This is a genomic window from Lutibacter sp. (assembly GCF_030692605.1).
In the GTDB taxonomy this organism is placed as follows: domain Bacteria; phylum Bacteroidota; class Bacteroidia; order Flavobacteriales; family Flavobacteriaceae; genus Lutibacter.
This window is the reverse complement of sequence record NZ_JAUYUD010000061.1, coordinates 1-9,767: the sequence shown is the minus strand read 5'-3', so window position 1 is coordinate 9,767 and position 9,767 is coordinate 1. Positions and strand designations below refer to the sequence as shown.

Sequence of the window (9,767 nt, the reverse complement as noted above, 5' to 3'; positions counted from 1 at the left end):
CCCCTTGTTGAAATTTCTCGTCTTTGCGCAATAACGCCTTCAGTTCTTCAGAACTATAGTTTTCTATCTTTAGTGCTACTCTACTCATAACACAAAGATAATAAAAAATAATTTGTAATTACATATTAGACTTTATATAATGGAAATACCTTCATTTCAATTTTCATTAATTCTTCTCCACCAGCAGTATAAATAATACCTAGTGCAATTCCGATTAAAAATAAAAACCACCCTAATGGTTTATACTTATGCGCAAATAAATATCTTGATTTCATTGTTAAATTATTTAATAGTTGATCAAATGTAAAGTATTTTTTACATTTAGACAAATATTTCTTACATTATAAATTTATAACATTTAAAATATTATATTTGAAGTAACTAAAAAATCCATTTATTTCAATGCGAATTATCAAAAAAATATCTGTTATTATTGCAATTATTGCCATTCTAATTTTTGTTGGTGGCTGGATTTATTTCAACAGCTTAAAACCTAATTATTCTGGACATATCAAATTGTCAAATATAGAGAATGAAACCACTGTATATTTTGACGATTTTGGCATTCCCCATATATACGCAGAAAACCAAAAAGATGCTATGGTTGCGTTGGGTTACGTGCATGCACAAGACCGCCTTTGGCAAATGGAGTTAATGAGGAGAATTGCACCAGGACGTTTATCTGAAATTTTTGGCGTTGATATGGTAAAAAACGATCAGTTTTTTATTAGTTTAGGTATTGAAGAAGCATCAATTAAATCTATTGAAAAATTAGATAAAAATGGTGAAGTTTATCAATTGGCAACTGCTTATTTAAGTGGTGTAAATCAGTTTATAAATAATGGCCCTACACCTATTGAATTTACACTAATTGGCATCAAAAAAGAAAATTATCAATTAAAAGATGTCTATAATATTTTAGGATATATGTCTTTCAGTTTTGCAATGGCTCATAAAACAGACCCATTATTAAGTGCTATTAAAGAAAAATTAGGTGATTCTTATTTAAAAGAATTAAACATTGATGTAAATCCAAAAACAACGCTTATAAAAACAAATGAAAGCGAAAAATCACATTTTTCCACCATGGTTGCAAGTATGCATCAAATTATGGAATCATCTCCAATTCCGCCTTTTATAGGCAGTAATAGTTGGGTTGTTTCACCTAAAAAAACGCAAAGTGGTAACGTTCTTTTTGCCAACGATCCACATATTGGATTCTCTCAACCTTCTGTTTGGTTTGAAGCTCATATTAAAACTCCAGATTACGAAATGTACGGTTATCATATGGCAGGAATTCCATTTCCTTTATTAGGTCATAATAGAAAATACGCATATGGATTAACTATGTTTGAGAATGATGATGTTGATTTTTACCAAGAAGAAAATCATCCAACTGATAGTACCAAATATAAGACTCCGACTGGTTATGAAACTTATAAAAAAAGCCTAAAAACAATAAAGGTTAAAGATGCTGAAGATATTAAAGTAATTGTTAAAATATCTCGTCATGGCCCCATCATGAATAGTGCTTTAAAAGAACTTACAACTACAAATCCAATTGCAATGTCGTGGATTTATACCCAATTTAACGTTGAAATTTTGGAAGCAGTTTACACAATATCAAGAGCTAAAGAAATGAAAGATGTTAAAAAAGGCGCTTCAATGATCCACGCTCCAGGTCTAAATATTATGTATGGAGACGCACTTGGAAATGTGGCTTGGTGGGCAGCTGGTAAATTGTACAAAAACAAACCACACGTAAACAGAAAGTTTATTTTAAATGGCTCTTCTGGTGAAGATGACCCTGTTGAATATTTTGATTTTTCCAAAAATCCAATGGCCGAAAATCCAACATGGAATTACGTTTATTCAGCTAACAATCAACCTGATACTATTGCAAATATTTTGTATCCAGGTTATTATTTACCAGAAGATAGGGCAAAAAGAATTGTGCAATTATTAGAACCTAAAAATAATTGGAATAAAGAAACTATGGCAATTATGATTAACGATGTTACCTCACCCGTTGCAGCTTCAAATATTAAAGAATTTACCGATAAAATGGATTATAATTCATTCAACAAAAATCAACAAAATGCCATTGATGTTTTACAACTTTGGGACGGTTCTAATACCATAGATAATGTTGCTCCAACAATTTATAACAAATGGATTTATTTATATTTGAAAAATACTTTTGAAGATGAATTGGGTGAAACGTTATTTAATCAACTAATGACCACTCATTTAATGAAAAGAGTAATTGCAGATCAACTTCAAAAAGAAGAATCTATTTGGTGGGATAATGTTGCTTCAAAAAATAAAAAAGAAACAAAGAAAGAAATCCTATCCGCCTCACTTATTGAAGCAGTTACAACATTAGAAAAACAACTAGGTAAAAATATTTCTGATTGGAATTGGGGAAAAGTTCATACCTTAGAGCACCAACATCCATTAGGTAAAATTTCTTATTTGAAAAAATATTTTAATGTTGGTCCGTTTCCTATAAAAGGTAGTAGGGAAGTAATTGACAATCGTGGTTTTGAATATAATAATTCTGGTTTATATAAAGTAAGTGATGGACCTTCTACTAGAAGAATAATCGATTTTTCAGACATAGAAAATAGTATTAGTATATTACCAACAGGACAATCTGGAAATCCTTTTAGTAAGCATTTTAAAAATCAAGCTGAAATGTATAATAAAGGAGAATTCCGAAAAATGAAAATGAATAAAGACGAAATAATAAAAGTTTCTACAAAATTAATATTAGTACCTGAAAATGAATAAGAGAATAACCATCAAACAAATTGCGAAAGCCTTAAGCGTCTCAATATCAACAGTTTCAAAAGCGTTAAACGATAGTTATGAAATTAGTGATGAAACAAAAGTTAAAATACAGGAATATGCAAAATTGCATAAATACAAGCCTAATTCCTTAGCATTAAGTCTGCAAAATAAAAAAACAAAAACAATTGGTGTAATTATGCCAACAGTTTTAAACCGATTCTTTGCAAGAGTCTTAAATGGTATTGAATCTGTAGCTGCTGAAAAAGGTTATAATATTATTACATGTATCACTAATGAATCTTATGAAAAAGAAATGCATACAATAGATATGCTCTCTAATGGGACCATTGATGGGTTTATTGCATGCTTATCTGAAGAAACATTAAAACTTCAAAAATTTGACCATTTTAAAAATCTATTAGAAGAAGGAACCCCACTAGTGTTATTTGATAGAGTTGATAAAAATATTGAGTGTGATAAAGTTGTGATTGACAATGTTAAAACAGCCTATAAAGCCACCCGTTTTTTAATGAAAACTGGCTGTAAAAATATTGCTTTTGTTTCCACCATTGAAAGTTTAAATGTAGGGAGGTTTCGGGCAAAAGGTTATTTGAAAGCACTAACAAAATATGGAAGAAATCCAGATGAAAATTTAATAATCAGAGAAGAAAGCGAAGATAATTTAACAGAAAAGCTACATAAGATGTTTGACTCCAAAAAAGTAGATGGAGTTTTTACAATTGATGAAGCTGCCGGTGCAATAACACTTCAAGTAATTCATTCAAGAGGTTTAAAAATTCCTGAGGATGTTTCTATTATTGGATTTACAAGTGGAATATTATCAAAATATAGTGTTCCTCCTTTAACAACCGTTAACCAATTTGGAGTTAAAATTGGAGAACATTCGGCGAAAAGATTAATTGATAAAATTGAAGAAAAAATTGAAATTGATGATTTTACAACCGACATTATTAAAACAGAACTGATTGAACGTGAAACAACTAAAAAGATGTTTATTGAGTTTTAAATAACATACAACTAATAAAAATTGCTATGCTTGTTAAAATTTTTGGCAGCGCCGTTTTCGGTGTTGAAGCTACTACTATTACTGTTGAGGTAAATATTGATAAAGGAATTGGGTACCATTTGGTTGGCTTGCCAGACAATGCCATTAAGGAAAGTAGTTATCGTATTTCTGCCGCTTTAAATAATGTGGGATACAAACTTCCCGGTAAAAAAATTACCATTAACATGGCTCCAGCCGATTTAAGAAAGGAAGGTTCTGCATACGACCTTACTTTAGCCGTTGGAATTTTAGCTGCTTCAAACCAGTTAAAATCAGATAAAGTTGGTGACTATATAATTATGGGAGAACTTTCTTTAGATGGAAGTTTACAACCAATTAAGGGTGCGTTACCTATAGCCATTAAGGCCAAAGAAGAAGGATTTAAAGGGTTTATTTTACCCAAACAAAATTCTAAAGAAGCCGCTATTGTGAGTGACCTTGAAGTGTACGGCATCGAAAATATTACAGAAATAATCGATTTTTTTGATGAGAAAATAACCTTAGAAAGAACCATTATTGATACTCGCGCAGAATTTTACAAAAACATTGACCATCCCGAATTTGATTTTGCAGATGTAAAGGGACAAGAATCGGTTAAACGGTCTATGGAAATTGCGGCGGCTGGTGGCCATAATATAATTTTAATTGGTCCGCCAGGAAGTGGAAAAACAATGTTAAGCAAACGTCTTCCTTCTATTTTGCCTCCTATGACCTTAAAAGAAGCATTAGAAACTACTAAAATTCATTCGGTAGTTGGCAAAATAAAGGATAATGGGTTAATGAATCAAAGACCATTTCGATCACCTCATCACACAATATCTGATGTTGCCTTAGTTGGTGGTGGTCAATACCCGCAACCTGGAGAAATATCTATGTCTCATAACGGTGTTTTATTTTTAGACGAATTACCCGAATTTAAACGATCTGTTTTAGAGGTTATGAGACAACCTTTAGAAGATAGAGAAGTTACTATATCAAGGGCAAAATTTACTGTTACTTATCCTTGCAGTTTTATGTTAGTGGCTAGTATGAATCCAAGTCCAAGTGGGTATTTTAACGATCCCGACGCTCCTGTAACGTCTTCTCCAGCTGAAATGCAACGTTATTTAAGTAAAATTTCAGGTCCTCTATTAGATCGTATTGATATTCATATTGAAGTAAATCCTGTTCCTTTTCATAAACTTTCTGAGGAACAATTGGCAGAACCTAGTATAATTATAAGAGAACGTGTTACAAAGGCACGAGAACTTCAAACAGAACGTTTTTCTGAAGTAGAAAATACACATTACAATGCTCAAATGAGTGTGAAACTAATTAGAAAATATTGCAAGCTAAATGATGAGAGTAAAAATCTATTAAAAACTGCTATGGAACGATTAAATTTATCGGCTCGTGCTTATGATCGTATTTTAAAAGTGTCGAGAACTATTGCAGATTTAGAAGGTGTTGAAAATATTACGTCAACACATATTTCGGAAGCAATTCAATATAGAAGTTTAGACCGAGAAGGCTGGTTAGGTTAAATTTTTTCATGAGAAGTTAATTGATTATACACATATAACGGAATTTTTGTAGAATCGTTATTTCGTTTAAATGTGGGCGTAAATTTTATAAGATGTTATCACATGTTTTAATCATAATGAAATCTACATTTTATTATTCTAATTTCATCATCTACAACTTGATAAATTAATCTATGCTCGTCATCAATTCTTCTCGACCAAAATCCTCTGTAATTATGTTTTAATGGTTCAGGTTTCCCTATTCCATCATATGGTTGTCTGGAAATATCTTTTAGAAGTAGATTTATTCTTTTTAGCATTTTTATATCAATTTTTTGCCAATATAAATAATCCTCCCAAGATTCATCTACAAATACATATTTCATTATTCAACAAGATTTTTACTAAAGGAGTTCCCTTTTTTAAATTTTCCAATTGCAGAATCTAACCTTGCTTTGTTTTTGTCTGAAGACATTTCATGTTGAGTTGTAATAAGAGAATTGTATTCTTCTAAAGAAATCACTACAACTCCCGAGTTTTTACCTCGATTGATAATTAGTGTCTCAAAGTTTTCAGTAACTCTATTGAAATAATCCTTTATATCTTTTCTGAAATCTGATATTGTTGTTGTAATCATAATTCAATTATTTTTAATTATGTACAATATTACGTACAAAATATTACTTTTCAAAGTTTATTTCAGATTTTATGTGTGGTAACAAGGGTTGGTTTTTAGAATGTTTCGTTTTTAAATCATAAAAAATTGAAAGTTTTAATTAAAAAGGGGAATTATCCCCACTCTATTACAGGCTTTATCCCCTAACTATATAAAATATCTAATACTATTTTTGAAGTGTAATAATTTTATATGTTATTTGATTAAAGGGAAATTGCAAAAAGAAAGAAAAACTCACATAACTGTGAGTTTTTTCTTTTATAGTCATTTTAAAATTCTGGTTTAAAGAAAAATAATACTTATTAGAATTGTTGCATCAACGTTAAAATGTAGGCTCCCCTATTCAATAAAATAATTAAAAAAATTCATAAATTAACCACATTAAAACAGGTAAAGTTAATTACCTTTAAAAAGAAAAAAGGACCACCTCAAATTGGCGATCCTTTTTCTAGGGTAAAACTTATTTCTTACTAAAAATTCAACTCCTACTAGGGTACGAAGTTATAAAAAAATGTAAGTGGTTAATATTCAGGTAATAAGGAGTTATTAACAATTTTATCCACAAAATAAACTCTTGAAAATTCAAGAAAAATCGTTTTAGAAAAGCTATATTTAACTCATTACTATTAAAGTAGAGGTATGTGACTTTTTTAAATAAGTGTTTCTAATACTACATAAAAGTTATAATCAAATTTACATTATGATTTATTCCGTAAAAATTAAAAATATAACAATAATTGATGAAATTGAAGGTGCATGGTCTAAAAATGATTACATACAACTTCTAGAAATATTTGAATTTTCTGATGCTCAAAATTTAAAAGAAACTGAACTTATAGATTACCTATTCATGGCTATTACAGATTTTGAACCACATGAAGCAGCTGCTTATTTATTAAAATATAAATTGGGTGAATACTTAAATGAAGGTCAAATAGATTCACTTTCACATGAAATGCTTCTTGATAAAGTTTCAGAAGAATATCCAGTTATTGAACTTCATCATGATTTATTTAACATAAACCAACTTTTATATAAAGCCTACAATGGTACTTTTCCAAATGCAAAAGCGTGTATTATTGATTTTGACATTTCACCAAAAAGTAAAAATGAATCTGTAGAAATTACCAAAGAAATAGTTTTAAAGGCAATATCGAAAGGACTTTCAGAAAGCTGTTTAATAAAAAGACTTTTTAATGATCAATTGAAAAGTGAAACTCCTTTTGAAGAGGCTGAAGGAATTTTATGGAAATTAACCCCTCAAAACGATAGTTCTTACAAAGCAATAACTTCAGAATACTGGTTAGGAAAAGAAGAGGTTATAAATGGCGAATTCGAAGCCGAAGTTTTAATAGCAACTGAAGAAGATCCTGAATAAAAAAGATATGATTTAATTGTAATTATTTTCAATAATTACATCTTTACTCAACATAAAAAAACGCACTCCTTGTACTTGGAATGCGTTTTTTTTTATGATTCTGAATTAATAATGTTACTTTAAACATTTGAAAGCAAGACTTGATCAAAATTAACACCTTCAATAGGTATAATTACCTCATCTATTGAGTTCCATTCAATCTTTCTTCCTAACTTATATGATAAACCAGCCATATGTGCAGCAATCGCTTCTTCGAAACCTTCTTTAATTCCACAACTTAATTCACCTCCATTTTTAATACTGCTCAACCATTCTCTTAAATGCAGATAAGTAGAATCAACTTTCATGCCGTCAATATATGTCCACATTAATCCTTTATCTGCAAAATATTGTGATGTTGCAGAAGAAATAGAATCTGGAATATTAGCTCCTGGATCATATTGATAAATAGGTATAGACGGATTCATCTTATTAGCTTCTAATAGATTTGCATATTTTGTAGAACTACCATCAGGCCAAATAGTTAACCTATTTCCTAATTCCATAGTTGCATCGTGACCCATTAAAATAGTTGGTCTGTTAAAACCATTTCCAAGAGTTGCACTATAAATAAAGGTCATTCCTTTTTCCTTTCCCTTTTCCTGACTGCTGCCAATATTATAATCTGGAAACTCCATATTTACCTGCATAACATCTGGCACGTTTCTTCCATCATTATGTGTGTAAATACCTCCAGAAGCAATTACAGAACCAGGAATTCCCATATTCATAACGCAATTTAAACGATCATAATCATGCGTTAACAAATCTCCAGATAAACCAGATCCGTATGCCCACCATTTTCTCCATCTAAAAAAATGTTCTTGATTAAATGGAACATTAGGAGCGTTTCCTAAAAACTGATTCCAATCAATTGTTTGTTCATTCGCTTCTTCCTCAATGGTATAATTCCAAGCTCCATTATCATCATTTCTATTAGTATTTGTTTGAATCATTGATATATGACCAAGTGTTCCTTTTTCAATAATATCTTGAGCAGTTTTAAAACTCAATGTTTGCCTGTGTTGATGACCAACCATAAAACGAGCACTTGAATTTTGTGCAGCTTCTTTAAGCCTATACGTCTCTTCAATGCTATGTGTCATTGGTTTTTCAACATATACATGAATATTACTGTTTAAAGCATCTATAGACATTGGAGCGTGCCAGTGATCCGGTGTCGCAATAATAACTGCATCTACATCACCACTCTCAATCATTTCTAGATGCGTTTTATATCGTTTTATTTTATTCTCTTCAGTATTAAATGAATTAATAGCTTTTTCTGCTCTTTTATCGAAAACATCACAAACTCCAACCAATCTTACATTTAACTTATCAGTTGAAAGGAAATCTTTTAAAGCGGTATGTTTAGAATTTTCGATAGCCTCTTTTTCCATATCAGAAAGCCATTCTTTTGTTGCAAAACCCAAGGATCTGCAGAGTTGTTCTCCTCGAATTCCAAACCCAATAATGCCTACCCTAATTGGAGGTCCATCAATCGATTGAATGGGTGAAGGAAGGGAAGGCTCAATATTTAATTGCGCTAAAATTTCTGAACGCTCCTGACTGCTTAGAAGACTATTCGCCGCTCCTGCCCACCAAATTCCACCAACTATTGGTAAACCACCTAATCCTTTTAAAACATCACGTCTAGTCCATTTCATACCTTTCTTATTTATTTTCTTTTTTATTCATTTTAAAAAATCGATCTAACCCAAAATATTTTCCTGTTGGGTATTGATAAATTATTAAACATGCAGCTAATTCTATTAAATTTTTATTGACAAACCAATAATTCCCTTCAGTATTTATCTGAATTAACCACGGAAAAGGAGGATGTGCCAAATAATACATTGCCAATAAGCCAATAGCTATAAAAGCTCCCTTTTTCTCAGAAAACCCTAAACTGAAAGTTAATCCTACAATTATAAGAGCAGCCATATTTAGTCCATCTATCCAACCAATAAAGGATTGATTTGTCATGGCATAAAAAACTTGCTTAAAAGGTCCTTGAGCTGATGAAAGATAACCCAACGCTGTCCAGTCTGGATTATAGAGTTTAATAATTCCTTCATATAAAAAGTGCCATCCAATTAATACTCGTAACAGAACTATACTTCCTCTTAAACTCCTAGTGTTAGTTATTTCACTCATTTTAAATATGTGTATTAGTAATGCGAATTAAGGGTTAACAATTGGCTTTAAAAAACAAGCAGCAAGTTTTCCAAATATATGTACAATTAAACCTTTAAACGACCTGACTTTACTTGCATTTTGGATTTGAGTTTTTTCATTTATCCAATTAAAAAA

9 protein-coding genes are annotated in these 9,767 nt (G+C 30.7%); 4 read left to right on the top strand and 5 right to left on the bottom strand.

The window, feature by feature from the left end:
* Positions 1–125: 125 nt before the first annotated feature.
* Complete coding sequence (locus Q8S45_RS05925) at positions 126–275, bottom strand: hypothetical protein (protein ID WP_305602242.1); 150 nt, start codon at positions 273–275, stop codon at positions 126–128.
* A gap of 127 nt (positions 276–402) precedes the next feature.
* Between Q8S45_RS05925 and Q8S45_RS05920 the strand changes: the two genes are divergently transcribed.
* From Q8S45_RS05920 to Q8S45_RS05910, 3 genes are read left to right on the top strand one after another with little or no spacing between them, the layout of a single operon-like run.
* On the top strand, positions 403–2,793 hold the full coding sequence (locus tag Q8S45_RS05920) for a penicillin acylase family protein (RefSeq protein WP_305602239.1): 2,391 nt from the start codon (positions 403–405) through the stop codon (positions 2,791–2,793).
* Entirely contained in the window at positions 2,786–3,820 is a 1,035-nt protein-coding gene (locus Q8S45_RS05915) for a LacI family DNA-binding transcriptional regulator (RefSeq protein WP_305602236.1), read from the top strand. The genes Q8S45_RS05920 and Q8S45_RS05915 overlap by 8 nt, the downstream gene beginning before the upstream one ends.
* Before the next feature lie 26 nt (positions 3,821–3,846).
* A complete protein-coding gene (locus Q8S45_RS05910; RefSeq protein WP_305602233.1) occupies positions 3,847–5,382 on the top strand; it encodes a YifB family Mg chelatase-like AAA ATPase in 1,536 nt (511 codons plus the stop codon).
* A gap of 107 nt (positions 5,383–5,489) precedes the next feature.
* Here the strand turns inward: Q8S45_RS05910 and Q8S45_RS05905 are convergent, their stop codons facing one another.
* Together Q8S45_RS05905 and Q8S45_RS05900 are read right to left on the bottom strand one after the other, a co-directional pair.
* Positions 5,490–5,747 carry a Txe/YoeB family addiction module toxin gene (locus Q8S45_RS05905; protein ID WP_305602230.1) on the bottom strand — a complete coding sequence of 86 codons (258 nt, stop codon included), beginning with the start codon at positions 5,745–5,747 and terminating at the stop codon, positions 5,490–5,492.
* Positions 5,747–5,998, bottom strand: a complete 252-nt coding sequence (locus Q8S45_RS05900) for a type II toxin-antitoxin system Phd/YefM family antitoxin (RefSeq protein WP_305602227.1) — start codon at positions 5,996–5,998, stop codon at positions 5,747–5,749. Before Q8S45_RS05900 ends, Q8S45_RS05905 begins: the two co-directional genes overlap by 1 nt.
* A 739-nt stretch (positions 5,999–6,737) precedes the next feature.
* Here Q8S45_RS05900 and Q8S45_RS05895 point away from each other — a divergent pair.
* The gene (locus Q8S45_RS05895) at positions 6,738–7,415 is read left to right on the top strand and encodes a hypothetical protein (RefSeq protein WP_305602225.1); all 678 of its coding nucleotides are present in this window, start codon (positions 6,738–6,740) and stop codon (positions 7,413–7,415) included.
* Positions 7,416–7,534: 119 nt separating this feature from the next.
* Here the strand turns inward: Q8S45_RS05895 and Q8S45_RS05890 are convergent, their stop codons facing one another.
* Complete coding sequence (locus Q8S45_RS05890) at positions 7,535–9,121, bottom strand: Gfo/Idh/MocA family protein (protein WP_305602222.1); 1,587 nt, start codon at positions 9,119–9,121, stop codon at positions 7,535–7,537.
* Between the two features lie 7 nt (positions 9,122–9,128).
* Positions 9,129–9,611, bottom strand: coding sequence for a DoxX subfamily (locus Q8S45_RS05885; RefSeq protein WP_305602219.1), 483 nt, complete (start codon positions 9,609–9,611; stop codon positions 9,129–9,131).
* Positions 9,612–9,767 lie beyond the last annotated feature (156 nt).